Source organism: Rubritalea marina DSM 17716 (genome assembly GCF_000378105.1).
Lineage (GTDB): Bacteria > Verrucomicrobiota > Verrucomicrobiia > Verrucomicrobiales > Akkermansiaceae > Rubritalea > Rubritalea marina.
The window spans coordinates 1-25,896 of record NZ_KB899257.1; the positions used below are offsets into that span (position 1 = coordinate 1).

Here is a 25,896-nt window from a genome sequence, read left to right on the forward strand (position 1 = left end):
CACCACCTAACTGATAGAAAGCTATTAAATCAACTAGGCGTTCGGGCCACCCGACCGTGCTGTTGGGTGCCGACCTAGGCGCCTCCGACGAGCAAGCACGGGCCCATTCTCGACGCCACTCGCCACCCCAGCACTCGCTAAAACAAAAGAAACTCAACAATCGCAGGAAAACCACTTGCCACACCTTCTCATGGAAGACGCTGCACCCAACCACTGACCCGCCGAGAACCAATCTCCACACATGAATCTTCAACCCTTAAACTCAAAATCACACCTCGCCCTTGGTCAGCGGCTGGTGTGCTTTACGTTCTGCTAAGAAAATGGCTCAGCGAAAGAATTGGGATAGCGGCAACATCGTGGAGATTGCACTTCCGAGCGGCGGTCTTACCTACGCGATGGTTGTTGATTCTCCCCGCGTTGCATTTTTCGATCGAAAATTTGATTCGCGACCCGCGATTAGAGAGATTGCGGATACATCTATCGCCTTCCAGATCTGGGTCATGAAGTATGCGATAGGAAAGCGCCATTGGTCGGTTATCGGGGCTACCGAAGTGCCGCCAGCCGTTCTGAGCGCTGATCGATTCTTCAAGCAGGATTCGATCTCTGGGGAGTTTTCGATTTATGAGGGCGCAGGCCATGAGTCTCCAGCCAGCTATTCCGACGTCGTAGAGCTAGAGTGCGCTGCGGTCTGGGATCCGGAGCACATTGAGTCCCGTCTTGATGACCATTATGCTGGCGTTGAGAACATGTGGGTGAGATCGCTCGCACCCAAAAAACCAACAAGCAGAACAAGCCGTGGCTGATCAACGCGTTGCCACTGTGCTGTTGAAAGTTTTAGTGAACGTGCAACCTTTAACCATGATCCGAAGTGGCGCTGCCAGCAGCGCGTGATAGCACTTAGGACGTTGTGCAATAAAATGGAGCCCCTTGATGAATATGTTGCATCAGCTACGTTGATGATTCTGGGCGAGGACCTAGATCCCGCAAAAGTGACTGAATGGCTCGAATTGCAACCATCGCAATCTTGGCGAATCGGAGAAGAGAAAGAGTTAGCTCCGGGAAGCTTTTACGAATGGGGTGGCTGGAAGCGTTTCGGCAAGAAGTCGAACGATACACTGGAGGAGAAAATTGAATCTTGGTTGGTGCGTTTGCAGGACCGAGAGCAAGAGTTCTCGAAGATGAGCAGCATGGGATGGAGATGCTCGCTTGACTGCTTTTTGGCATTCGATTCAGTCGCGTCTCTGAGTATTTCGCCGGAATTAACTCGAAGGGTTTCCGAGCTTGGTCTAACAATCGATATCTGCATCAACAACTAATTGCCGGTGCACAACAAGACATCGCACTCAACCGCTGACGGCGCTTGAGTTTGTCGACGCTTTCTGTAGTTTAAAGGTATTCCATCGTTTAACAGCTGATTTGTAATTCGAGTCAGCGGCGAGTGGATTTGGACGTTCGATAAGAAAATGAAACCTAAACTCGACTCCAGGAGATGGGCAATAGCCACAGAGTGTTTGAATTGTGGGTGGGAAAGAAATGAGAATGAAGAATGGAATCATTCGAACGTATTCAGACCTCCATCGAAGTGTCCTGACTGCCAAGAGAAATTTACAGTAAAGAGGATGAAGTGCCCATCTTGCGGAGAAATAAGCCCCAAATGGAGATTCCCAAAAACAATAAGAATGGCTCTATGGGGAGGAGACTATTGCAGTAAATGCGATATCGAATTCGACAAATGGGGAAACCTAATAGGTTCGAACCAGTCGGAGCAGGACAACCCGATAACCCGCCCGTAAAACTCTAAAAACCACTAGGACTACGAACTCGTCAGGCGGGTTGCCTGTCCTCGACGTTCTCCTGAAAATATTTCCATGCGATGCGTAACTGAAAGCGAGATCACAGAATGGCTGCGCGAGCGATCCATCCCAAAGGATCCGTATCACGGTGACGCGGCTCCCCGCCATTATTTACAGTTCTACGCGCCCTCCACGTATCAGCAGCAAGACGCGTTGGCGCGCCATTATTACGAGCGGATCATCCCCGATTCAGATTCCCTCATTCACATGACAGATTGGAGTCTTTATCAGCAGAGCGAGATGATCGCGATTGCGGGTATTCGATCGAGTCGCGGTGAGGATAGGATGCTCATTGATTCCCCCGGTCACACCCTTATGCCGAGCGAGAAGGAGATTGGCATTTCACTCTTCGCCCTTTCTGCTTCGTTCGCTTGGAGCTCATACGTTTACTCTTCGCTCTATCGCTCGACCCTCTACAACTGGGAGGGAGAGATTTTTGATTTTTGGACGGACAGCGCTGAAACCGTTTCGGAGGTGAAGCTCATCCTGAAGCAATTTGACCTCTCAGAAACCAACCAAGGAGAACAATGCGCAGCACCCAACCGCCTGACCCGCTCCGAGTCGGATTTTTCAGATGATTAGCACCCTTAACCCAAAGTCAACGCGCGGCTGCCGTCAGGCGGTTGGTGTGCTATGACGTTCGGCTTACCAGTTGTTGAGAGTTAAATCACAGCAACGCATTATGCACTAAATCAGAACCCTTAGAAAATTTGACATGAAATTGAGCAAAAAGACCAAGATCTCGACAGCAATTACCGTGGGCGCGTTGGCTATGGTATCCATAACAGTGGCAGAAGAAGCCGGTCGACGCAGCAACCAGTACATTGATGACACCAGACAGAACAATCAATCCGGCTGGAAAGCGCTGATTTCGAATGCCTACCCGCACACGGTTCAGGCGTCAGGCATGTGGTTTAAGGCCGCTCCGATTTCTCGCCCATTTAGAATGAGCGACAACATCAAACCCTTTTCAGATGAGATGCGGGCGCGACTACGTGCTAATTCAACGGATGGACTGATTGTGGTGAAAGGCGGAGTGATTAAACAGCAGTACTTCCGCTATGGATTCGACATTGACGATATTCACCAGATCCATTCAACCGGCAAAGCGTTTACCTCATTTGCCATTCAGCCGATTTATGACCGCATTGGGGAAAAAGGTCTTAACAGGCGACTGGATGAGTATTTGCCCCAGCTAAAAGGAAAGTTCTTTGGTGCATCAACATTTGCGCAAGCGCTCGATATGAAAAACGGCATGCAGTGGTCCGAGAATTATGAAGATCCCAATAGTGCCACCATGGTTTCTTTTTCGGTAGCTGGTATGGAACCTTATGACCCGGAAAAAGGACCTGAAAATTGGTACGAACGGATGTTCGATTACCCGAAATACGGTGATCATGGAAAAACCTGGGTCTATAGCAGTAGTTCGGTGTTGGCATCCGCCTTCGTAGGCGAAGCGATTGCGCAGCGACCTTATAAAGACCTGGTTCAGGAATCCTACAATACCCTTGGGTTTGAGGACGCCAGCTGGTTCGGCGGAAATGAGTTTGGGCAACTAGGCGCCGATGGTTCGCAAGCGACATCGATTCGAGACCACGCCAAGCTCGGCCGCCACATGCTGGAAACCAAAGGTTCTGCTTATGTCGATGACGTGTGGAACGTCGTGTATGACCCTGAGCAAAAAGGTGACGCCAAGTACCTTGAAAAATATGGTCCGCTGGGATCAACCGGCTATAAAAACTTTTGGTACAAGATGGGGAATGACGTCATCATGGCACTGGGCTCAAGTGGTCAGTTTCTTTACGTAAATCGCAGCAAGAACCTGATCATTTCCAAATTTTCGAGTTTCGTCCGAGGCCAAGGACCCGATGAGTTTGCCGAGGCCTTTTCCATCATCCATGACATAGCAGAGAGCTACTAAAAAGGTTGGCACCTCCAGAAAACCGAGCCGTGAATACCCCAGACAGACTAGCTTCAAAAGAACGCCTTAGCTATTGGCGTTACTGGCCAGCATGCTTTCTATAGCCCCGCGTCGCCGCCAGTTCCGTTAGCCCAGCGCATCGGGCATCCCTGTCTTGACCGCGGGGGCTTGAGTGCGGAGACTGCTGGGGATGGCTGAAGGAAAAACATGGTTCCACTGGAGCGGGGGCAAGGACTCTGCCTATGCGCTCTGGAAGTTGATGCAGGAGCGCGAGGTGCACGGGCTGGTGACTTCGCACAGCAGTGCCCATAAGCGCGTGTCCATGCACGGTGTCGCGGAGGCGCTGGTGGAAGCCCAAGCTACTGCGCTCGGCCTACCACTCCATAAATTCTACCTGCCAGAGGGCTGCAGCATGGACGACTACGACGCGATCCTCGCGAGAGAGATGGGCGTGCTCAAGGCGCAGGGGGCGACCCATTGCGCCTTTGGCGATATCTTTCTGGAGGACTTGAAGCAATACCGCGAACGACAAATGCGGGCGCTCGGCCTGCAATGCCAATTCCCCATCTGGCTCGAAGCGGAAACCTCTGAACTGGCTAAACGCATCATCGACTCTGGCATCCAAGCCACCATCGTCTGCATCAATTCTGAAAAGGTACCAGCCGAGCTCATTGGCCAGCGCTACGACCACAAATTCCTCACGCAGCTTCCTGATTCGGTTGACCCCTGTGGCGAGAATGGAGAGTTCCACAGCTTCGTACACCACGCGCCCAACTTCTCCGCGCCCATCCCCATCACCCTTGGCAAGATCCAGTCCTCCAGCTACAAACCAGCAGACAAAGACGAACAAGATGACCAAGCCCGCTGCGGCGCCAAGGCCAGCTGGGATACCGAATTCCTCTTCCAAGACATCCAGCTCACCGACTGAAACCCCGACCCATCCCACTTTCTATGACCCACGAAGAAGCACGCGAAATTGTCAGCTACAAGCTAGGCACCAAAAACGGGGCCGCCGCTCTGGAAGACTCCTTCCTCATCGCCGACACAGTCGAACAAGCCATCCAAGACAAGGCCAATGGCACTTCCCGCAACATCGACCTCAAAGCCTACATGCAAGCCACCAAACTGGTGAAACAAGCACGCCAGGATGCCTTCAAAGACGACAACGCAGCCTACCTCTCCGCGCTCGAGGCCTCAGACGCAGGGGTAGTACCCACCGGCTCTGGACTGCTCTATCAAATTCTATCCCCTGGTGACCACACCGCCGCAACCCCAGGTATCGACGACGAAGTACGCGCCCATTACCACGGCACTCTCATCGATGGCTCTGTCTTCGACAGCAGTATCGAACGTGGCGAGCCAGCCACTTTCCGCGTGGCTAAACTCATCGCAGGATGGAAGGAAGGCCTCCAGCTGATGCACCCTGGCGCACGGTTCAAATTCTACATCCCCCAAGCTCTCGGCTATGGCGACCGCGGAGCTGAATCCAAAGTACCACCATTCGCGACTTTGGTCTTCGAGGTAGAACTCCTCGCAGTCCTTTAAAACCAGCCCTACTTCACCTGAATAAACTGAAAGGCATCAACGATTACGTAGCCGTCGAGATCCTTGTTGCTCACCGTCACATCGATCAGTTCATTCGACTCTAAGGCCACTTCTGCAATCTTTCGGAATACCTTGCCATCCGGCATCGGTAAGGTCTGATCGACAAAGAACCTATGCTCGCGGGCACCTTGAACCAAGGTCACGGGCACCCTGGTCGCCCTCGATGCATGGGGCGAGTAGGCCATCAGCAAAGCATAGGTCCCTTGCTGCGGCACCTTGAGGCGAAAGGTCGCGAGGGATTCGCCCCGCTGCTTGTAGTCATGCTTGTTGCTGAACAAATAGTCTCTGCCGATGAAAGGCTTGAAAACCGTGGATCGCTGCCATGTGCCACTGAGAATGGCCACGGAATTATCCAAGACCATGCCCTTCTGCGTTTGAGGTCCCACGGAGCCCTTCACCGCGGGAAGCTCCAGCTCCATGCCCTGCGCCACCAATCGCTCGCGCAAGCTCGTATAATGCACCCGCTGCACATCTATCTTGTGCTTCGAAGCCAAAGATGCCGCGACCCCAGCGGCCTGCCCCAACATCATCCGGGTAGGCTCAGTGCGCAGCGACCCGTATGCCACATGCGAGGCGGATAGCGCCACCGGCACGAGCAGGTTTTGGCAATGCTCATGCTTCGGCAAAATCGCACGGTAAGGCACATGGTAGGCGTAGCCCACCGCACTTTTGGGTGCCATCACGGGAAAGACAGCTCCCTCATTGATCACCCCACCGCCCTTAAGCGCGATGCGCTGACAATCGTGGAGATGAATGGGTGAGGACGCCACCATGATCGCATCAATTTTATGCGGCTCTACCATGATGTCTTGCTGGCTCATGCGGTACTCTCCCACCATCCGGCGCGACTCACGAACATGCAGCGTCGGCGGGAAATGCCCATGTGCCTGATACTCGTCCTTACACAGCCCAAGCGCGGCGTATCGACTGCGCAGTGACTCAGGCAGCTCTGGATCAGTGCTTAGAAAGTGATAAAATTCGAGCGTGTATTGCTTGTGCTCTTCCCAGATCTTCTGCCGCTCAAATGATGAGGCTGCATGCCAGCCTTGGCTGCCACCTACGAATCCCAGCGAGAATTGCATGCTCGTCGCATGGCGTCCCTCCCATTTGCCTCTTGGTAGAGGTCGCAAGCCCATGCCTAGATCCCGACCTCCAGCGCGCAAGTACCGCCGAATCAGCTCGAAACGCTCAGCCCGGTACTTCGCAGGTTTCGGAATCTCCACGCGATTGTGAGGATCATCCGTCAAACAAAGCACAAAGGCATAAGGCATGATATTCCCATCGCCTGACTTGTCTTCACCTGCAGAATCAGCAGTCAACAATGGCAGCAGTGCACCCTCTGCGTCAAAGCCGTCCACATCGATCTTCTTTTTCGAGTATTGCTTTCCAGCGAGTGCCTCAGAATACCTACCGCGCCCTTCTCTCCCGATCTCCCACTGCACTCCAGCAGCCGCCATCAAGTCCCCTTCATAACTGGCATCCACATAGACATCTGCGGTAAACCTTCCTTTCGATGTGAAGAGTGTGGCGATGTGTGACCCTTCCATCTTTAGCTTCTCCAAGGACTGTTCGGTAAGCAGCTCGACACCCGCCTCGCGTAGCATCTGACGCGTCACTCGCTGCGCCACATGTGGTTCATAGCTCCAACCTGATTGATTCTTCAACCAAGCATTGTAGGGAGATGGGAGGCCACGCTTGGTGTAATCACTCACCACACGCTTGTGCCATTCATCAAACAATCCCAACAAACTCTCACGGCGCATTTGCTTCGATTCGCTGAAGCTCAGGCCGCCAGTCATCATCCCACCGATGTGGGCACTCGGCTCTAGCAGCACCACGTCCGCGCCCTCGCGTGCCGCCGCAATCGCGGCACAAAAACCAGCCGGCGTGGAACCATACACGATCACATCCGCGTGCTGATCGATCACCTCAGCCCGGAGCCATGCTACCGAGCTGATGATGGTGATCAGAAAAATAGTGAATCGGTTCATCCGCAATCAAGTGCCAATTATCAGCAACGCGGCACGATAACACAATCCCCCCTCTACGGCATCATCAATTTAGATGAGCGCGCCGATTCATTGCTGAAGATTCGCAGCAATGAGCTCTGCCACCTGATTGAGCTGAGCAATCTCAGCATCGCTGAAATCATAAGGCTCAAACTTTCCAATCCCCAATGTTCCTAACAACTCGCCTCCCCTCTGGATAGGCACCGCCACCGAGCCCGCAACATTGGTGTGCTTGGCGTCTGGCTTGGCCACCCCGGAGTCGTCGGTCTGCAAGTTACAGATCTGCACTGCATCACCTTGCTGCGCCGCCGCACCCGCAATCCCCTTACCCATCGGAATTTTAGAAACTTTCTCCAATAAAAACTCAGGAATCCCTTGCTGGGCCATGAGCTCAAGCAACTGCGTTTCAGCATTCCAAACGTGAATGGTACCAGTGCTGCAGGCGAATGCCTTGAGCGTTTCTTCTAAAACAGCTTGAGCACAGGACTCAAGTGGTTGAACGAGTAGCGAGTCGATGGGATTGAGGTCAGCTTCCATAGCCCACACTGTCGACCAATTCTCCTCAGATTTCAAACGAGAATCTCAATTCCTCAAAGGGCAGCAGCTCAGACTGCACGACGTTCACGCAGCGCCCCCCACCACAGGCCTAAACCGTGGAACACCAAGGGAAAGATCCAACCAAGCGCCACACCCAAGATCATGTATGAATGCACACACTGGACTTCCTCACGCGCCCCCTCGCCAATCAGCGCACCAGCAAGCCAAGGGCCGAGATGCTCGCGAAACACACAACCAGCCACAAAGAATGCCCAGCCCAACGCCACCGAGCGCAACCAATGCACCCGACGCATGCCTCGCAAGAATGGATACAGCACCGAAATGATAATCATCACCGGGCAAATCAATTGGATCAGCAGCACTCCCATACCCACGTAGGATGCTACATAAGCGCTCTAATTCCCATCAAAAATAACGCACGACCGTGCAAACTAAGCACCCATGGTCGCCTCATAGTCCACAGTCGCCAAATCAAATGGCGTGTCTTGGTACATTTCATTAATGAAGTTATTGAACAACAAGAACGCGTAGGGGCGCCAGCGGTTGATCGGGTCGCAGTCTGGATTGTCCGCTGGAAAATAATTCTCTGGAATTGCCGTATCCAGGCCAGCATCTCGGTCGCGACGGTATTCCTCATTCAGCGTATCAGCATCGTACTCGAGATGGTTGAAAATAAAGAGATCGCCACTGCGGTCGCAGCGCACCATACCCACACCCGAACATTCAGACTGGGCTAAAATGCTCAGATTTGCGGCTTCAATGTCAGCCACGGTATTCGCTGTGTAGCGTGAGACTGGCATCGGAAAGCGGTCAATGAAGCCCTGCATCAGGCGACTGCCATGGTGCGGGCTCAAATTGTGGTCGTAGATACCAAAAAGCTTTTCCTCCATCTGCACCTTATCCACACCATGCAATAGATACAAAAGCGCCTGTGCTCCCCAACAAATCCCCAAGCGACGGAAGACATGGGTCTTTGACCACTCGACAATCTCGCGAAGCTCAGGCCAGTACTTCACCTCTTCGAAGGGAAGCGTCTCGATCGGTGCCCCGGTGATGATCAGGGCGTCGAAGTATTCATCGCGCACATCATCGAGGGTGCGGTAAAACTCGAGTAAGTGATCCTTGCCTGTATTTTTAGGGCTGTAGCTAGCGGTGGTCATCAAGGTGAGCTCCACCTGCAAAGGCGACGCCCCGAGAAGGCGCGCATAGTGGATCTCCGTCTGCGCCTTCTTAGGCATCAGATTCAACAGTAACACGCGCATCGGGCGGATGTCCTGACGCGCAGCTGTGGAGCTGTCGATGAGGTCAACCTGTTCGTTCATCAGCGACTCGCGCGCTGGTAGCGTATCTGGAATCTTAATGGGCATCGTGTGATCTGTTACTTACACCTGCTCGCTCAATAAATCCAGCGCTTGTTTTGTCGAGCCAAATCCACGACTTCAGCCGCAAGCGAAGCAGGCTACTCCTTGGCAGCTTGGCGCTCGCGTGCCAGACGAAATTGCGGCACCTCAGAGGTGACGTGAGCAGATTCCATCAGCTTCAGCAAGGCACCCACGCGTTCCGGATTCTGGCTTGCTAAGTTGTGTTGCTCGGCGATGTCGGTGGGGCGGTGGTAGAGCGCAGGTTTCGGCTCCAGCTCGGTGTTGGTGTCGAGTAAGACCAACTTCCAATCACCTTGAATGATCGCGCGCTTGCCCCCATGCTCATAGAACTCCCAATAGAGGAATTCATGCCCCTTTTGCTCCCCTTTGCCAATCAAGGTAGGCACCATGCTGATGCCATCGGTGTCGGCCTGCGGCTCAGCACCTGAAAGCTCACGCACCGTCGGTGAAATGTCCCAGAAAGCAGATAGATGGTCAGTCACACGGCCAGCCTCGATCGTGCCAGGCCACCATGCAATCATCGGGGTGCGCACACCTCCATCGTAGAGATCACGCTTGCCACCGCGGTAGTCGCCGCTGGATTGAAAGCTCGCCATCTTGTGACCACCTTCTTGCATCGCGCCATTGTCGCTAGAAAACATCACGATGGTATGTTCATCAATCCCTAGGTCTTTGAGCTTCTGCAGCAACAAGCCCATGTTGTGATCCATGTAGGACACCATTGCGGCAAAGGTAGTGCGCGGTTCGCGTTCGTAGGAGTACCCTTGCTCGGGCTGCTCACGCTCAGGCCGTGGAGTTTCCTTGAGAATAGGACGGTACTTCGCCTTCCATTCTTCCTTAGCACGCAGGCTCGCATGGGGGATCTGGAAGGCTAGGTGCAAGAAGAAGGGGCCCTCTTTCTGCTGCTCAATGTACTGCAGCGCCTCACCCATCACCATGTCGGTGCTGTAGCTATCGCCAGCATGCTTCGCATTATTCGGGTACTCGACCTTGGTCACCACACCGTGGTCGTTGCGCCAGAGATAATCGGGAAAGTAGGAATGCGCCGCACTATGGGAAGTGAAACCGAAAAAGTAATCAAATCCCTTCTTATTGAGTAAACTCGCATCGTCGGAATTACAGGCTAATCCAGACTTACCAATAAGCGCCGTGTGGTAGCCCGCCTCCTTCAATGCGCGCGGAAAAATCACCTCGTGTGGGTCTTCACGCATCTGCATGTGCCCATTGCCTCGCAGATAGGTATGCCCCGAGTGCTTTCCCTCCAGCAAACAACTGCGCGATGGCCCACAGACTGTGCTCCCCGCGTAGTGCTGGGTGAAGCGTAGACCCTCAGCCGCCATGCGATCCAAATGCGGTGTCTGGATCACTTTCTGTCCATAGCAACCGAGATCACCATAGCCGAGGTCGTCGGCCAGCACATAAATGATATTCGGTTGTTTTGCCTCCGCCAGGGTGGCCGCTACAGCGAGCATCAACCACAAATATTTCTTTATCACAGGCATGGTCATTGTAGTCATTTTCAATCAGAATGAAGTCACTTTCATACAGAAGATCAATCCTTTGTAGATCCTAGCATGCGCAACAACTTGAATGATACGAAAGTCCCCAGCGACTTATTTCAATCAAACACTCTATTAGCAGCATTCATCCACTTCACTGGAGATGGATTTGACAACGAGCTGCTTATGAACTACTCAGCGCGCATTCCGAGAATCTTGAGGGCACACCACCCAAAATCGAACGACCTAATACCATGAGCATCCAGCCACCTTCCACCAGTGCATTGAACAACAACCCAGATGTTATCCTCATCGGCGGGGGCATCATGAGCGCCACCCTCGGTGTGATGCTCAAACAACTCAAGCCAGAGACCACCATCCAGATCATCGAAGCACTTCCTAGTGTCGCACTCGAAAGCTCCCACGCTTGGAACAATGCAGGTACCGGTCACGCTGCACTCTGCGAGCTCAACTACACGCCACAAGCAAAAGATGGCTCCGTGAGCATCGATAAGGCAGTCAACATCTTCGAGCAGTTCGAACAATCCAAGCAATTCTGGGCATACCTCGTGGAACAAGGTGTCATCGAATCCCCTCAAGACTTCATCCGCAAGGTGCCACACATGAGCTTCTGCCGCGGCGAAGACGGAGTCGACTTCCTCGACAAGCGATTCCAAGCGATGGCAGACCACCACTTCTTTGCCGACATGGAGTACTCAGAAGATGTCGACAAGATCGGTGAGTGGGCCCCACTCCTCGCAGAAGGTCGCTCAGAAAACGAAAAGATCGCAGCCACATTCGTCGACGGTGGCACCGACATCGACTTCGGCTCCCTCACCCAAATTCTCATCAACCACCTCGCCTCACTCGATGGCGTGACTCTCTCCACCGAAACCAGCGTGCGCGACATCGACCGTACTGCTGAAGGTGGCTGGAAAGTACGCGTCCGTCAGGACGGTGAACTCAGCTCCGAAAAACTCCACGCAGATTTCGTCTTCATCGGCGCCGGTGGCGGCTCACTCAAGCTTCTCCAGAAGTCCGGTATCCGCGAGGGCAAGGGCTTCGGCGGCTTCCCCGTCAGTGGCCAGTTCCTCGTTTGTAGCGACGAAGAAGTCATCGAAAAGCACGCGGCCAAAGTTTACGGCAAGGCTGCTGTTGGCGCCCCACCAATGTCTGTACCGCACCTCGACACCCGCGTCATCGATGGCAAGAAGAGCCTCCTCTTCGGACCCTACGCAGGCTTCTCACCGAAGTTCCTCAAGCGTGGCTCCGTGTTCGACCTCATCAACTCAGTACGCCCGGACAACCTCGTGCCAATGCTCGCAGCTGGCCGCGACAACATGACCCTCACCGAGTACCTCTACCAAGAAGTGGTCAACACCCACAAAGACCGCGTGGATGTGCTCCGCGAATTCTTCCCAGACGCCAAGCTCGAAGACTGGAATCTCACCACTGCTGGCCAGCGCGTGCAGATCATCAAGAAGGATCCAGAACTCGGCGGAAAACTGCAGTTCGGCACCGAAGTTGTTTCAGCACAAGACGGCAGCCTCGCCGCCCTCCTCGGCGCTTCCCCAGGTGCTTCTACCTCAGTGGCCATCATCCTCGAAGTACTTGAGAAATGCTTCGGCGAACTCCTCAAGGAAGCCTCTTCCCAGCAGGAGCTCCAGCGAATGGTGAGCTCCTATGGCAAGGTTCTCGCAGAGGACGCCGCTCTCTACAGCAAAGAGCGCGAGCGCGCCGACAAGGCACTCGGCATCGAAGCCGCACAAGCCGCCACGGCAGCGGTCTAACTGATCGCCAGAGATTGCGGGCAGGCATCTCCACCTGCTCGCGGCTCGTAACTCCTTACTTTTTTCACTTCGGCATTGTCTAGTAGATCATCGCTAGGCAAGATGCACACCCAGTTATGAAAATCATTGCAGGTTCAGCTCACAATCAGCTCGCAGAGGACATTGCCGCCTACCTTCAGACCTCCATTGCCGATGTCACGGTAGACGCTTTTCCTGACGGAGAAACCTTCGTACAGATCAACGAAAATATTCGTGGAGAAGACGTCTTCATCGTCCAACCGACCTGCCCACCGACCAACCATAACCTGATGGAATTACTCATCATGGTGGATGCTGCACGCCGCGCTAGTGCCGGCCGCATCACCGCGGTGATGCCATTTTTTGGCTACGCTCGCCAAGACCGCAAGGACAAGTCCCGCGTTCCCATCACCGCCAAGTTGGTGGCCAACCTCATTTCCGCAGCCGGAGTGAACCGCGTGGTCACCATGGATCTCCACGCAGCCCAGATTCAAGGCTTCTTCGACATCCCAGTGGATCACCTTTACGCCCGCCCAGTGATGGTCAAGTACCTCAAGGAAGAACTTAACATGGTGGGTGAAGACCTCGTGGTCGTCTCACCAGACGTTGGTGGTGTGAAAAACGCACGCTTCTACTCCGACGCACTCGGCGCAGACCTTGCCATCGTCGCCAAGCACCGCGTCAGCGCCACCAAGGTAGAAGCCACCAATGTCATCGGTAATGTCGAAGGTAAAAATGTCTTCCTCATCGACGACATGACTGAAACCGGCGGCACCCTCTGTGCTGCAGCCAAGATCCTCAGCGAACAAGGCGGCTGTAAGAAAATTTTTGCCGGTGTCTCACACGCCGTGATTGGCGAAACCGCCCGCAAGCGCATCGAAAATTCACCAATCGAATCCTTGGTCACCACCAACTCGGTACCACAAGCGCACGGTAGCAACGTGATCCCACTCAGCGTGGCCCAACTCTTCGGCGAAGCAATCCGTCGCATCCACAATGGTGAGAGTGTGACTTCGCTCTTCGACCTCTAAGCCATCTGCCTTGCAGAGTCCTCGCGGCACGCATTCTCTGTGCTGCATGGTCGATCTCTCAGCCTCGACACCGAGCCATTGAATCGCTCCTGCAGCAGCCTGGGCACGTCTTGCCAGCCCATGACTGCTCCCACCTTGGCATGCGCTAGTCAAAAGACGTCACAAAGGTGTCGTTCTTTTTATCTAGCGCATTCAAATGATCCACTTTTAGCATCTTGGCACGCTCCTCGCTAATCCCTGTGACGAGGCACTGGCAATCCCCTCCTGCTCCGAACCTCCCCCTCCATCCCATGACCATGCAAACTCCAAGAGAACTCTTCGAAACCGACTTGAAAACTGCTCTCGTAGCAGCCGCCAAGGCGTACGACCGCCGTCGCTTCGTCGTCGTGGGCTCAGCCTCAATCCTCGCATCGCATCCCGATGCCCCAGGATACTTGAGGCTCTCAGCGGACATCGACATGTTCCCACTGCGCAAGCTGAAAACAGAAACTTTCAAGCCGGGCGATGACCTCGTCGGCCAGGCATCTCAATTCGAAGACGAGCACGCCTTCTACGTGGAGCGCGTTGGCGACTGGACCATGCTCTCCCAACCTAAGGGGTGGCTTGATCGCTGCGTCCAATTTGAGGTGGATGGCATCCTCGGCTACTGCCTCGACCCCGTCGACCTCGCCTACAACAAAACTGAGGCAGGGCGTAAGAAAGACATCGATTTCGTCGCAGGAATGATCAATGAAGGCATCATCTGCCGCGAGGAACTCTCCGACTTTATCCAAAGCGGCTGCCCACACCCAGACCTCTTACCCACCGTAGAAAAGCACTTCGCCCTCATTTGCGAAGAGCTCGATGAAGTCTAATCATTGCTCCCAACATTCCCTTCTTGTGTCGTGCTCAGGTTCAGTATTGAATAGTGCACCATGCGCATGAATTGGAAACCCTCCCTCATAGCCGGCGCGATGTCTCTGGCATCCTTGGCCCAGGCTCAAGACCTCGAAGAAGACAAATCCTGGAAGTTTGGAGCACCTCATCTAGATTTTTTCACCCGTTCTCAGAGCACCACCACCAAGCTCCCCGGCTACTTTATTGGCTTCGTCAATCACCAATACAATTTCTCCACCGACTTTGACGCCTTTGATGGCAGCTTAAAGTCAAATCGTTCCTCATTATTTGCGCCCATACTGCCTCTGAGCAAAGACGACTGGTACCTCATCGCCCTCTGTTACTACACGCAAAACACCTTCTCCAGCAGCATCCCCAACATCATCAGCGAAGACACGCTGCACTCGGTAAACATCCCCATCGCCTTACTCAAAGAAATCAACCACGAGTGGATCGTAGGCGGCATGGTCATGCCAAGCTTCAATGGCGACTTCCAAGCGGGATCAAATGACGCCATCGCTATGGCCTTCGGTGCTGGGCGCATTATCAACCCAGACTTTCGCCTCATCGGCGGTGTCTATTACTCGCATTACTACGGCGTCGACACCTTTTACCCGGGTATCCAACTCATCTACCGACCATGCACCGATGTCGAAGCCTACATTCTAGGCCCTATCGCAGGTGTCTCCTATAGCATCAACGATGATTGGTTTGTGGGTGTCAGCGCACGCTTCTCATCCGCCTCCTGGAAGGTAAAAGAAAATGATGTGCTGCCGGATCACATCATCAACTACAAACGAGTGAATTTGGCCATCCGCTCAGAACAACGGATCTACAAAAATTTCTGGCTCTCCGCCGACGTCGGTATCTCCTTGGCCCAAAACTTGAAGCTCGAAGACCTCGAGAACAATCGTCTAGGCGAGTCCGACGTCAAGCCCGGCCCCTTCGCCACACTCTCGATCAACTACCGCTATTGAGCTAGAACGGAAAGCTAGTACCGACGCTCACCGCACGCGCGTCGCCGCCCCATACAAAGCCAATCGAAACACGGTTCATCTCAATTCCGTAGAGCTCATAGCCCTTATCCACTCCTAGGCTCATTCCAAGCTCATAAAGTAAATCGACGTCGATCGGGTCGTCTGGACTTCTTGCGATATTCCAGTTGTTCGCAAAATAACGAACTCGCCCATACAAGCTGCCGAGCAATTGCTTTTCACGCAAGCGCCACGGCAACTCACGCTGGATATCCGTCCCCAATTCCAGCAAGCCAAAGCTGCTGTAGCTCAGCCCAGATTCCTGCCAACCCGAGGCCCATTGCAGCGAACTACCGACCTGCCATTGCCATTCATTGGTCAATTGCTTCGTCCACAAAAAGCGACTACCTACAGCCACCAAGCCACTCCAAATACTACTCTCAAAGTCATAGCCCCCGCCAATTTGGGCAAAAGGCTTTACGACCAAATCCTCCCGCACTTGGTGCTCCCATTCCACTCCAGGAAAAAAACTCAAGGTCCCCAAATTGGTAGGAACCCAGCGATCAATCACATCAGTCGGGTCCAAACTCACGTACCCAATCACCACGGGTAGCAATAGATTGAGCTTCGCATCCTCATCATTGGCCTCACGCAAGGTAAGCTTGAATGGCACGCGCAACATCGTGAGGCTCGCATCACCCACCGTGTAAAACCCCGATCCCAGCACCGCCGCATACATGTAATTGGGGTCAGCACGCTCATCGCGAATCACTCCCTGTCCCCGCACTGAGGTCACGAATACCATGCTCAAGAGAAGCACCAGTCTGGAAAGGGATCGATTCACAAATTGCATCCTAACTACTCCTAACTTATTGGTCACGTTTCGAATGAGGATACTTCGCGCATCCACCCATCGCAGACTGGTTCAGCCATTGAGCGGCGGCAGAAGCGACTCCGCTTTCTTGCGACGCCTGCCCTCCCGCTGCCAATTTTTACGAGCCTTCACCATCACTTGATAGAGCTGAACTGGCTGATGAATCAACTCCTCGCAGCGGTACCCGTCACCTGCGTATTCCTTCAAAAATGGCTCCAACCTTGCTGGAGTAACTGACTCATTGATCCTGTCCAACCAATGCATCAAGGCACCCTGGGCACCCGCAATGTCGCCGCTAGCTGCTACCTCAGCAAAGCGCGCAAAGTCGTGTTTCTCATGCTCACGAGCACGCGCACGCTTGGCCGAAACGTATGCGACAATCACCTGCCAACGCCACCAAAGCAAGCCCGCTAAAGCTACTAGAACGAGCAGCGCAAGCTTCCAACCACCGCTGGCTTGGACACCCACTCCTTGTTCCACATAGCTGGCTCCAGCTCCACCACTAATCTGCAGCTCGCGCCCTTCTAGCACGATCTTGTGAAGTTTCTCATTCTGCACATCCCACCACTGCAGCTCGAGCGCTGGGATCACTACAGTACCCGCACCTTGAAAGATATAGCTCACCTCTTCCTTGCGCGTGCCGGAGAGGCGACCGCGGTCGCGTTGGTCATCGACACTCGGCTCTGCTGGGTAAATGCCAAGCCCCTGCATCGGCGGGTATTCTAGCGGCTTGAAAGCCATGCCAGAAACATCAGCTGCGTGCAGGGTGATGCTTCGTGTGAGCGCATCTCCTACTTGAAATTCGTCACTCTCGCTCGACCACGTCTGCTGCGCGTCGAATTGTGAAGTGCTGACGAGCCAATCAATCCCCTGCGCGCCTGGAGGCACATTTGATTTGAAACTTGCGGCGGGGATCTGCGTCTGTTGTTTGGCGGGATCTGCGCTAGATCCGAAGACCGTCATGCTCACCTCCACTGCCTGCGCCGGGATCTCGATGGTACCGCCACGCTGAGGATAGACAGAGAGTTCGTAGCGCTGACCGGTGTAGCTGGCGCCATCGATTGTTTCCTGAGCACGCACCCCCTGGCTACTCGGCGGCAGAACGTAAGCGCCTGGAATCTTTATCACCGGCATGTTGGGAATCTGAGCCCAGCTATCCTTCCCTAGCACCTCGATAATCAACCGCACCCGCTGCCCTTGCCAAGCTTCTTGCTGTACCACCGAGCTGCGTACGACCACCTGCTCAGCTGCAGTGAGTGAGCCTAAACACACCAACCATACAAAGAACCAATGATTCATTCTTGTCCCCCCTTCTCTTGGCGTGCGGCATCTTGATACATGAACTTCACCTTGAGAAAATCGGCGGGCTTCGTCTGCACCTTGCGCAGCCACACTTCACGCATTTGTGCGTCATCTAACTGCGCACCCTGCACCACCTCTTCCCCAGCATCTTGCTCAGATGAACCCTTGCCTTGTTCAAAGGTGATACCATCCGCTCCGATCTTTCCGTCCGTCATGTTGCCACCCTCAAAATCAAGTGCCTTCATCCGCGCCTCTGCAATCGAGCGATTGCGACTCGCATCTGCATCAGGCCCCGCCGCCAACGCGCGATCGTAGGCCTCTATCGCAGCTTGATACTTCCCTAACATCACAAGGGAATTACCATAGTTGTAATACCCCTCCGCAGATTGAATCCCGGAAAACACGTTGGCCGCTTCCTTGAATGCGCCAGCGCGGAAGTACGCCGCACCGCGCCACTGGGCATCAGCAAACCCCTCCGCAGCTTCCTGATAGTTTTCTTTTTCAAAGTCGGCGTAAGCCCCCTGGTCAGCAGTCCTTAGAGCAAATCCATTCCCGAGCAAAAGATTCACGCACAACGCTAATCCCATTCCAACACAAGCCGTAAGTACTACCTTTTGTCCTTTGCTCTCTATCCTTTTTCCTTCCATTACTGCCACCCCTTCCTACTCCAAAGGCTCGCCCCTAGCAAAATGAATGGCAGCAAGTAATAACCACCATCGAGCCAGCGCTCAGACCCATCCTCAGCCGCTGCATGCTGGATCTTGGTCTTCGCCAGCGCGCTCGCCCGCTGCACATCGCTGCCATCTTGAGTCATCATGATGACTTCTCCTCCCAGCACCTTGGCAGCCTCACTCATCCCTCGGTCTATCGACGCCTGACCCGGCTGAATAGCCAAAAACTGCACAGGCACCTTCGAACGATGCTGCTCCAAGAGCGGCAGCTGGGTGGCGTCAACCGTATCGGCAATCACCAAAATAGAGCCCGGCACCCCAGCGTTTTCTAACAATTCCTCAGCATCAGAAATAGCCTCATCGAGGCGGTCGCCTTGACTCGGCATCACCTGAGGAGTCAAACCCTCTGCCATGCTCGCAATAATCGCATCGTCTTTGGTCAAAGGCATCACCAAATGCGACGAACCACTATAGACGATCAAAGCGCTAGATGCCCCCTCGCGCAGAGACAGCAGATCTCGCATCTTAAATTTACCGCGGTCGAGCCTCGAGGGCTGCACATCAGTCGCCTCCATCGTCGCCCCAAGCTTCAGCAGAACCACCAAGCCCGCTTGATCATCTGCAAAGGGCGAAGCTTGCTTGCGCCAGCTGGGACCCGCGAGCGCAATCACAGAGAGCACACCGAGCACCAGCAACACCTGCGAGGGCTGCAGCTTGGATTGGCCTTGCTCGCCAACGATCAAATGCTTCAACAAACGAGGATCGATCATCTTCATCCATGCAGCCCCTTCTTGGTGCTGCCTGCGCTGCGCCCACGCCATGAGAAACACCGGAATCAGAGCCAGCAAAAACCAAGGGCGGATCAAATGGAACTCAGACATGAGCACCTCCTGACCTATTGGTTCGTAGCATCGTTACGAGTTGAGCACACAAACTCAGCAATAAACATAGACTCAGTGGCCAATGGAACAGATCGCTGCGCGGGCGATACGATTCGCTCTCGATCTCGCGCGTCCCCATCTGGTCAATCTGCTCATAGATCCCCTCCAACTCAGCACGATCATTGGCATGAAAATACGACCCACCGGTATTCTTCGCCACCTGCGTGAGGGCCGCTTCATCGAGCTTCTCCTCACCCGTAGCAGCAGGATCACCCACACCAACCACGTGAATCATGATCCCTTGGTCACTCGCAATCGAGGCAGCCTCAGCAGGCGGCACCTTGCTGCCCGTGTCATTGCCATCCGTGAGGGCAATGATTAGCTTGTCTTGGTTCTCGCTCTTAGCAAAGAGGGTGATGCCCAATCCAATCGCATCACCAAAGGCCGTACGCGGGCCCGCCATCCGCGTCGCCATCTCATCGAGCAACTGACGACACACTGTCAGGTCTTGCGTGAAAGGCACCTGCACAAAGGCCGCATTACCAAAGACAATCAATCCCACCCGGTCCCCCTCGCGGCGAGTCAGGAAATCATCAAGCACCTCTTTCACTGCAGTGAGACGATCCACTTGCTCACCCTCTTTATTCTTAAAATCTTTCGTCTCCATCGAACCAGACAAGTCGACTAACAATAAAAGATCTCTTGTTGGGGTCACCCGCGATATCGCGGGCTCCACCCATTGCGGTCGCGCCAGCGCCGTAAGCAAAAGCAACCAGAGAAGGTAACGGAACAAGATGGTTCGCCAAGGGGTCTCAGCCACCACAGCACCTTCATGCGCCTTCCCCCCCACCAGATCAAGCACCCTACGAAACCACGGCACACGCACCGCCTGCCGAGGCTCACGAAAGGGGGGCAAGACCATACGCAGCAGCAGCGGCAACACAGCCAAAAGAAACAACCATGGGTGTAAAAAACTAATCATCGATGCTTCTGAATCCATTTGGCAGCCTCTCGCCTAAGCTGCTCACTTATTTCCTGATCCCCTGCCTCAGCCAATGGCAGCAACTCCACGCCGGCACAAGTCCCCTGCAAGTACTCCACCCACGCCGCTCCATACAACGAGGCCACTGCCTCACGACCATGACTCACCATCGCCACGCGCTTCAACACAGCAGAAACCTCACGCGTCGATCGCGACTGCCCTAGCAAAGTCACTCCAGCACGGCGATACGCCGAGGCGCGACGCTTCAAACACACATACCAACCAGCACAAAGTAATAACCACACAATACAAACCAAAATCAGGACCAAGCCCGATGCCATAGGAAATATCGCCGGAGCCTCAGGCACCGCAATGTCACGCAATTCATTGATGTCTCCTGCGTCCATGATTTACCTTGTCGGCACTCCTAACAACTTTCTAACTTGATTCACCACATCGCCCTCATTGCTAATCTCTAGCAATGGAGCTGATAGCTTGCGCATGAAATGAGTGATCTGCCTTCGTTCCTCACGGTAGCTCTCCGCCACCATATCGCGAACAGCTTTGCGCTCGAATGGTAGCTCGGCCTGAAGCGTCCCATCACTGGCTGTCACACGTTGTTCACTGGGCGCCTCACGTACTGGATCAGTCACCAAGATTCCGAGCACATCATTGTGCTGCGCGAGCTTAGCCACCAGCTTTTCTGTGGTCTTATCCACACCATAAAAATCGCTAACCACAACCACTAACATATCGTGTGTGACCATTTTGAGTGCTTGCTTCAGCGCCTCATTGAGCATGCCGTCATTACTTTGTAGTTCAGTATTCGCATGCAATTGATGATTCATCTTCACCACCGAGTCGAGCACTTGCATCACGCCCTGTTGGCCACGCTTTGGTCGATGCTTGATCACCGCTTCATCATTAAAAATAACCGCCCCCACCCGATCTCCTACCGCCGTTGCTCGCCAGCTTGCGAGGGCGACAGCCTGCGCCGCAGTGACCGACTTGAGCCGCTCACGCGTGCCCCAAAACATATTGATACGCTGGTCGCATAGCACCAACACCGAACGATCCTTCTCCTCGGTATACACCCGCACATAAGGGGAACGCGTGCGTGCGGTCACCTTCCAGTCGATCATCCGCACATCATCACCCACAAGATACTTCCGCAATTCCTCAAAGTTCAATCCCCGCCCCCTCAGATGAGAAGCATAGCGGCCTGCCAAGATCGATTGTACCGGCTGGCTTGGAAGAAAAGAAAAGTCGCGCGTGAGAAACTGAAAACGAATCAACTCCTCCAAAGACGTATACACCCCCTGAGTTTCCTCTGGATGCTCAGCCTTCACTCGCTTGACTCGGGACCAATCCACAACAACCTAATCGATGCTAATGACGTTCATGCAATTGCAACCAACTTCACGATCTTGCCGATCACATCATCGCAGGTGACTCCATCCGCCTGCGCCTCGTAAGTCAGCCCAATGCGGTGGCGTAAGCAATCACTAAGTACCGCTCGGATGTCATCAGGGATCACCTCACGGCGCCCCTCTAACCAAGCATGCGCACGCGATGCTTTGTCGAGAGCAATCGTCCCACGCGGGCTCACACCCACTTGGATGTATCGGGCGAGGTCCGCATCAAAGTCTGCCGGCCTGCGCGTGGCTGCCACCAAGGCGACAATGTAGTCTTCCATCGCATCGTTGATCTCAACCTCGTCGATCTCCGCCCGGGCTGCAAACACAGCCTCCTGCGGCACAGAAACCTGCTCGGGCTGTTCAGCCCCATGGGCGCTCTCACCACGTACCAAACGCATCACCGCCTTCTCGTCATTGTCATTGGGGTAATCAATTGAGATATGCATCAAAAAGCGATCCATCTGCGCCTCTGGAAGCGGGTAAGTCCCCTCTTGTTCGATTGGGTTCTGCGTCGCCATCACCATGAATAGGGGTGGCATCTTGTGAGTCACACCAGCAACAGTCACTTGGCGTTCTTCCATCGCTTCTAACAATGCTGCCTGCACCTTCGCTGGCGCACGGTTCACTTCATCGGCGAGCACGATGTTCGCAAAAATGGGGCCTGGCTTGAATTCGAAACGCTCCGCCGAGTCCTCACCTAGATACATCTCTGAACCGGTGATATCGGAAGGCAATAAATCTGGGGTGAACTGGATGCGGCTAAAGTCTGCTACGAGATGCTCAGCCAGACTCTTCACCGCACGCGTTTTTGCTAAACCAGGGAGACCCTCTAGCAGCACATTCCCATTGCAGAGGAGGCTAAGAAGAATGCTCTTAACCACAGCTTCCTGACCAATGATCGAAGCCTGCATGCACTCTTGAAGTTGCTTGATTGATGCGTGTGATGACATAAAATTAAATCCGTGTTGATGTTAGGCTAAGTAAAGAATCGGGATGCTCCAGCATAGAAGCACCCCGATGATGAATAGAAATATTATTTATCGCCAGCGCCTTTAGAAATGCTCTCCATCACATGATCGAGATTGAAGGTGCCTGGCTTCTGACGTGGAGGAAATTCCTTGAAGCTCTGAAGCCAATTGCCCACATACGCGGCAGCTGGAGCAATCATGAACATGTGATCGACAAAGAACTTAGGATAGCCAATCGCTTCATCTTGAGCACGCTCAAATGGATCCATACGAAGATTCACAAGACGGGGAGCGCGCAGCACTTCAAATGGCTCGATCCACACGTCTAAACTATGTGCGTTTTGCTGGAGGAATGTGGCTTTCCAGTTTCCGTAGCGGAGAGCCGCGACACTGCCGTCATCCGTCCAATAGACAAAATCTTTACGTGGCCATTCCTTAGCCTCGCCCTTGAAGGATGGAAGAAGGTTATACCCATCGATGTGCACCTTGTATTCGCGGTTCATCGCGGTCTTACCCTTCTTGAGCTCTTCCTTAATGTTAGGCTCACCGACAGCTGCCAGCAATGTTGGGAGCATGTCTTCGTGCGCACCAATTTCATTAATCACGGTACCCGGCTTGATTACTTTTGGCCAACGGATCGCAGTAGGAACACGGAAGCCACCTTCCCACTGTGTCGCTTTCTCACCGCGGAACATCGTGGTTCCACCATCTGGCCATGAGAACGTCTCAGCACCATTGTCAGTGGAGTACATGACAATCGTGTTATCGGCGATGCCGAGCTCTTCTAGCTTATCCAGAAGCTGACCGACCATCACATCGTGCTCGACCATGCCATCCGCATAGACACCAAGACCAGTCTTGCCTCTAGATTCTGGCTTAAGGTGGGTATTGATATGCATCCGTGTGCTGTTCCACCAAAGGAAAAATGGCTTATCCGCTTTCTTGGCGCGATCCATGAAGTCAAGTGCCTTCTCAGTCACTTCACCATCCACAGTCTCCATACGCTTCTTCGTCAGTGGACCAGTATCCTCGATCTTACCATCCGCAGTGCTGTGAATCACTCCACGTGGACCAAACTTTTTCTTAAATTCTGGATCCTTTGGATAATCGGGATGCTCAGGCTCTTCCTCAGCATTCAGGTGGTAAAGGTTACCAAAAAATTCATCGAACCCGTGGTTCGTTGGGAGCATCTCATCGCGGTCACCAAGGTGGTTTTTACCAAATTGCCCTGTCATGTAGCCATGATCCTTGAGCAGACCTGCAATCGTGGGGTCCTCCTTCATCATGCCTTCAGGTGAGCCTGGCAGCCCAACCTTGGTAAGGCCTGTGCGCATTGGCGACTGGCCAGTAATGAATGCCGCACGCCCGGCAGTACAGCTCTGCTGGCCATACCAATCCGTGAAGAGCGCGCCTTCGCTTGCAATGCGGTCAATGTTCGGCGTTCTATAGCCCATCATGCCACGGTTGTAGGCACTGACGTTAAATTGTCCGATATCATCACCCCAAATAATCAGGATGTTAGGCTTTTCTTCGGCAGCCTGTGTCGAGCCGATCGTGAGGCAGCACGCGAGTGCGCCAAGGGTTTTTTTTAGTTTCATAGTGTTAGGAAAATGGATGAGAAAAAAAACGGGATGCACTTGTTAAAATGCATCCCGTTAGAAAATGAAAAATTAGTTCTTCGCTGGTGTTGCTAATTTCTCCATGACTTGGTCGAGGGAGAAGGAAGCGGCCTTCTGGCGTGGTGGGTATTCCTTAAAGGTGCTGAGGAATTGTCCTACGTATGCCTGCGCAGGAACGAGGAGGTACGCGCGGTCGAGCAACCAATCATAGTACGTGTTCGAGGTAATCTCGGAACGCTCATACGGGTCGCGACGAAGGTTGAAGATGAGTGGCACACGGAGTGGTACAAATGGATCCATCCACACACGGAAACCACCCACTGTCTTCTGCTCCATGAAGATCAACTTCCAAGGACCATAGCGAAGTGCGGTGAGGTCACCATCATCAGAGAAGTAGAAAATCTCGTTACGTGGAGACTTGGTCTTCTGTGGGTCTGCAAGGTGCGCAGAGATGTCGTAGCCGTCGAGGTGGTTCTTGTACTCGCGTCCAAGCGCCTTGGACTTGTAACCCTTAAGGAGGTCTTCCTTGATGGTCTTGTTGCCGGCGATGGCAGCGAAGGTTGGGAGCCAGTCCATGTGGTGAACGATGCCGTTAGAAACGGAACCAGGCTTGATCACACCTGGCCATTTGACCGCACAAGGAACTCTCCAGCCACCTTCCCAGTTGGTGTTCTTTTCTCCACGGAATGGAGTAGAAGCAGCATCTGGCCATGTGTTGTAGTGAGGTCCATTATCTGTGGAGTAGTGAATGATGGTGTTGTCTGCGATACCGAGCTCGTCCAGCACCTGAAGGAACTGACCGATGTGCATGTCGTGCTCGAGCATGCCACAGGTGTACTCATCTGCGTGTGGGTACTCTTTTCTGATCTGAGTCATTTTCTCTTCACTCACGTGAGTACGGAAGTGCATACGAGTACCACTCCACCAGACAAACCAGGGCTTGCCTGCCTTTTCAGCACGTTTGATGAAGTCGATTGCATGCGCAACGGTGTCGTCATCAACAGTCTCCATGCGCTTCTTGGTAAGAGGACCAGTGTCTTCGATCTTTCCGTCAGCAGAAGACTTGATCACACCACGCGGGCCATAGGCTTCAAGGAAGGTACGGCCGTCAGGCAGTTTGTAGTCAGTAGGGTAATCTTCATTTTCTGGCTCTTCCTCAGCATTGAGGTGGTAGAGGTTTCCGTAGAATTCGTCAAATCCATGATTGGTCGGAAGCATCTCGTCTTTGTCACCGAGGTGGTTTTTACCAAACTGACCGGTGGCGTAGCCTTGGTCTTTCAGCACGGTTGCGATGGTGATGTCTTCCACTTGCATACCGAGATCAGCACCAGGGAGACCCACTTTGGAGAGACCTGTACGGAACACGCTCTGCCCCATGATGAAGGAGGAGCGTCCTGCTGTACACGACTGCTCACCATAGTAATCGGTGAATAGCATGCCTTCTTTGGCGATGCGATCGATGTTTGGTGTCGTGTACCCCATCACACCGCGTGTGTAGGCTGAGATGTTTGATTGGCCGACATCATCACCCCAAATCACTAGGATGTTAGGTTTCTTATCTTGCGCATGCAAGTAATCGGCGGAGCCAAAGAGGACTGCTGAGGCAGCCACAATTGCTCCAAATACTGACTTGGCCCCTAGGAAGCCTAGTTTCGTTGCTTTCAT

General features: G+C 53.6%; 25 protein-coding genes. 10 read left to right on the plus strand and 15 right to left on the minus strand.

The genetic code is table 11. The features are described 5' to 3' along the window. The first annotated feature begins 320 nt into the window (after window positions 1-320). The 6 genes from F454_RS15805 (at window position 321) to bamJ (ending at window position 5,319) form a co-directional block, all read left to right on the plus strand. Window positions 321-803, plus strand: coding sequence for an Imm26 family immunity protein (locus F454_RS15805; protein ID WP_018970406.1), 483 nt, complete (start codon window positions 321-323; stop codon window positions 801-803). Between the two features lie 114 nt (window positions 804-917). Beyond that, window positions 918-1,316, plus strand: a complete 399-nt coding sequence (locus tag F454_RS0109430) for a DUF4279 domain-containing protein (protein ID WP_018970407.1) — start codon at window positions 918-920, stop codon at window positions 1,314-1,316. A 552-nt stretch (window positions 1,317-1,868) separates the two neighbouring features. Next, entirely contained in the window at window positions 1,869-2,435 is a 567-nt protein-coding gene (locus F454_RS0109435; RefSeq protein WP_018970408.1) for a hypothetical protein, read from the plus strand. A gap of 133 nt (window positions 2,436-2,568) precedes the next feature. Beyond that, on the plus strand, window positions 2,569-3,774 hold the full coding sequence (locus F454_RS0109440) for a serine hydrolase (RefSeq protein WP_018970409.1): 1,206 nt from the start codon (window positions 2,569-2,571) through the stop codon (window positions 3,772-3,774). Between the two features lie 190 nt (window positions 3,775-3,964). Beyond that, on the plus strand, window positions 3,965-4,702 hold the full coding sequence (locus tag F454_RS0109445; RefSeq protein ID WP_018970410.1) for a Dph6-related ATP pyrophosphatase: 738 nt from the start codon (window positions 3,965-3,967) through the stop codon (window positions 4,700-4,702). Window positions 4,703-4,725: 23 nt separating this feature from the next. Beyond that, the gene (gene bamJ / locus F454_RS0109450; RefSeq protein ID WP_018970411.1) at window positions 4,726-5,319 is read left to right on the plus strand and encodes a BamJ family beta-barrel-assembly machinery protein; all 594 of its coding nucleotides are present in this window, start codon (window positions 4,726-4,728) and stop codon (window positions 5,317-5,319) included. A gap of 8 nt (window positions 5,320-5,327) precedes the next feature. Here bamJ and F454_RS0109455 read toward each other — a convergent pair whose 3' ends face one another. The 5 genes from F454_RS0109455 to F454_RS0109475 form a co-directional block, all read right to left on the minus strand. Next, window positions 5,328-7,370, minus strand: a complete 2,043-nt coding sequence (locus F454_RS0109455) for an FAD-dependent oxidoreductase (protein ID WP_018970412.1) — start codon at window positions 7,368-7,370, stop codon at window positions 5,328-5,330. Window positions 7,371-7,457: 87 nt separating this feature from the next. Then, complete coding sequence (locus F454_RS0109460; protein WP_018970413.1) at window positions 7,458-7,925, minus strand: GAF domain-containing protein; 468 nt, start codon at window positions 7,923-7,925, stop codon at window positions 7,458-7,460. A gap of 68 nt (window positions 7,926-7,993) precedes the next feature. Then, window positions 7,994-8,278, minus strand: coding sequence for a hypothetical protein (locus tag F454_RS0109465; RefSeq protein ID WP_169334357.1), 285 nt, complete (start codon window positions 8,276-8,278; stop codon window positions 7,994-7,996). A 99-nt stretch (window positions 8,279-8,377) separates the two neighbouring features. Beyond that, on the minus strand, window positions 8,378-9,313 hold the full coding sequence (locus F454_RS0109470; protein WP_018970415.1) for a homoserine O-succinyltransferase: 936 nt from the start codon (window positions 9,311-9,313) through the stop codon (window positions 8,378-8,380). Between the two features lie 92 nt (window positions 9,314-9,405). Beyond that, window positions 9,406-10,830: an arylsulfatase gene (locus tag F454_RS0109475; protein WP_156817228.1), complete on the minus strand. Its 1,425-nt coding sequence runs from the start codon at window positions 10,828-10,830 to the stop codon at window positions 9,406-9,408. Window positions 10,831-11,081: 251 nt separating this feature from the next. Here F454_RS0109475 and mqo point away from each other — a divergent pair, with 251 nt between their 5' ends. The 4 genes from mqo (at window position 11,082) to F454_RS0109505 (ending at window position 15,519) form a co-directional block, all read left to right on the plus strand. Continuing rightward, window positions 11,082-12,617: a malate dehydrogenase (quinone) gene (mqo, locus tag F454_RS0109485; RefSeq protein ID WP_018970418.1), complete on the plus strand. Its 1,536-nt coding sequence runs from the start codon at window positions 11,082-11,084 to the stop codon at window positions 12,615-12,617. Between the two features lie 116 nt (window positions 12,618-12,733). Beyond that, the gene (locus F454_RS0109490; protein ID WP_018970419.1) at window positions 12,734-13,666 is read left to right on the plus strand and encodes a ribose-phosphate diphosphokinase; all 933 of its coding nucleotides are present in this window, start codon (window positions 12,734-12,736) and stop codon (window positions 13,664-13,666) included. 296 nt (window positions 13,667-13,962) lie between these two features. Continuing rightward, window positions 13,963-14,520, plus strand: a complete 558-nt coding sequence (locus F454_RS0109500; RefSeq protein WP_156817229.1) for a DUF6036 family nucleotidyltransferase — start codon at window positions 13,963-13,965, stop codon at window positions 14,518-14,520. A gap of 66 nt (window positions 14,521-14,586) precedes the next feature. Next, on the plus strand, window positions 14,587-15,519 hold the full coding sequence (locus F454_RS0109505; protein WP_156817230.1) for a DUF6268 family outer membrane beta-barrel protein: 933 nt from the start codon (window positions 14,587-14,589) through the stop codon (window positions 15,517-15,519). A gap of 1 nt (window position 15,520) precedes the next feature. On the opposite strand, the gene F454_RS0109510 is transcribed toward F454_RS0109505, so the two are convergent. The 10 genes from F454_RS0109510 to F454_RS0109555 form a co-directional block, all read right to left on the minus strand. Further along, window positions 15,521-16,321, minus strand: a complete 801-nt coding sequence (locus F454_RS0109510) for a hypothetical protein (RefSeq protein WP_156817231.1) — start codon at window positions 16,319-16,321, stop codon at window positions 15,521-15,523. 120 nt (window positions 16,322-16,441) lie between these two features. After that, entirely contained in the window at window positions 16,442-17,689 is a 1,248-nt protein-coding gene (locus F454_RS0109515) for a BatD family protein (RefSeq protein ID WP_018970424.1), read from the minus strand. Continuing rightward, complete coding sequence (locus F454_RS14785; RefSeq protein WP_169334358.1) at window positions 17,686-18,261, minus strand: tetratricopeptide repeat protein; 576 nt, start codon at window positions 18,259-18,261, stop codon at window positions 17,686-17,688. Before F454_RS14785 ends, F454_RS0109515 begins: the two co-directional genes overlap by 4 nt. Window positions 18,262-18,338: 77 nt before the next feature. Next, window positions 18,339-19,244, minus strand: a complete 906-nt coding sequence (locus F454_RS0109525) for a VWA domain-containing protein (protein ID WP_018970426.1) — start codon at window positions 19,242-19,244, stop codon at window positions 18,339-18,341. Continuing rightward, window positions 19,237-20,226: a VWA domain-containing protein gene (locus F454_RS0109530; RefSeq protein WP_018970427.1), complete on the minus strand. Its 990-nt coding sequence runs from the start codon at window positions 20,224-20,226 to the stop codon at window positions 19,237-19,239. Before F454_RS0109530 ends, F454_RS0109525 begins: the two co-directional genes overlap by 8 nt. Further along, window positions 20,223-20,633 (minus strand): DUF4381 domain-containing protein, encoded by a 411-nt coding sequence (locus F454_RS0109535; RefSeq protein WP_018970428.1) that lies wholly within the window; start codon window positions 20,631-20,633, stop codon window positions 20,223-20,225. Before F454_RS0109535 ends, F454_RS0109530 begins: the two co-directional genes overlap by 4 nt. Window positions 20,634-20,636: 3 nt before the next feature. Continuing rightward, on the minus strand, window positions 20,637-21,599 hold the full coding sequence (locus F454_RS0109540; RefSeq protein ID WP_018970429.1) for a DUF58 domain-containing protein: 963 nt from the start codon (window positions 21,597-21,599) through the stop codon (window positions 20,637-20,639). Between the two features lie 26 nt (window positions 21,600-21,625). Continuing rightward, on the minus strand, window positions 21,626-22,594 hold the full coding sequence (locus F454_RS0109545) for an AAA family ATPase (protein WP_018970430.1): 969 nt from the start codon (window positions 22,592-22,594) through the stop codon (window positions 21,626-21,628). Window positions 22,595-22,677: 83 nt separating this feature from the next. Then, entirely contained in the window at window positions 22,678-24,210 is a 1,533-nt protein-coding gene (locus F454_RS0109550; protein WP_018970431.1) for an arylsulfatase, read from the minus strand. Window positions 24,211-24,282: 72 nt separating this feature from the next. Beyond that, the gene (locus F454_RS0109555; RefSeq protein ID WP_018970432.1) at window positions 24,283-25,896 is read right to left on the minus strand and encodes an arylsulfatase; all 1,614 of its coding nucleotides are present in this window, start codon (window positions 25,894-25,896) and stop codon (window positions 24,283-24,285) included.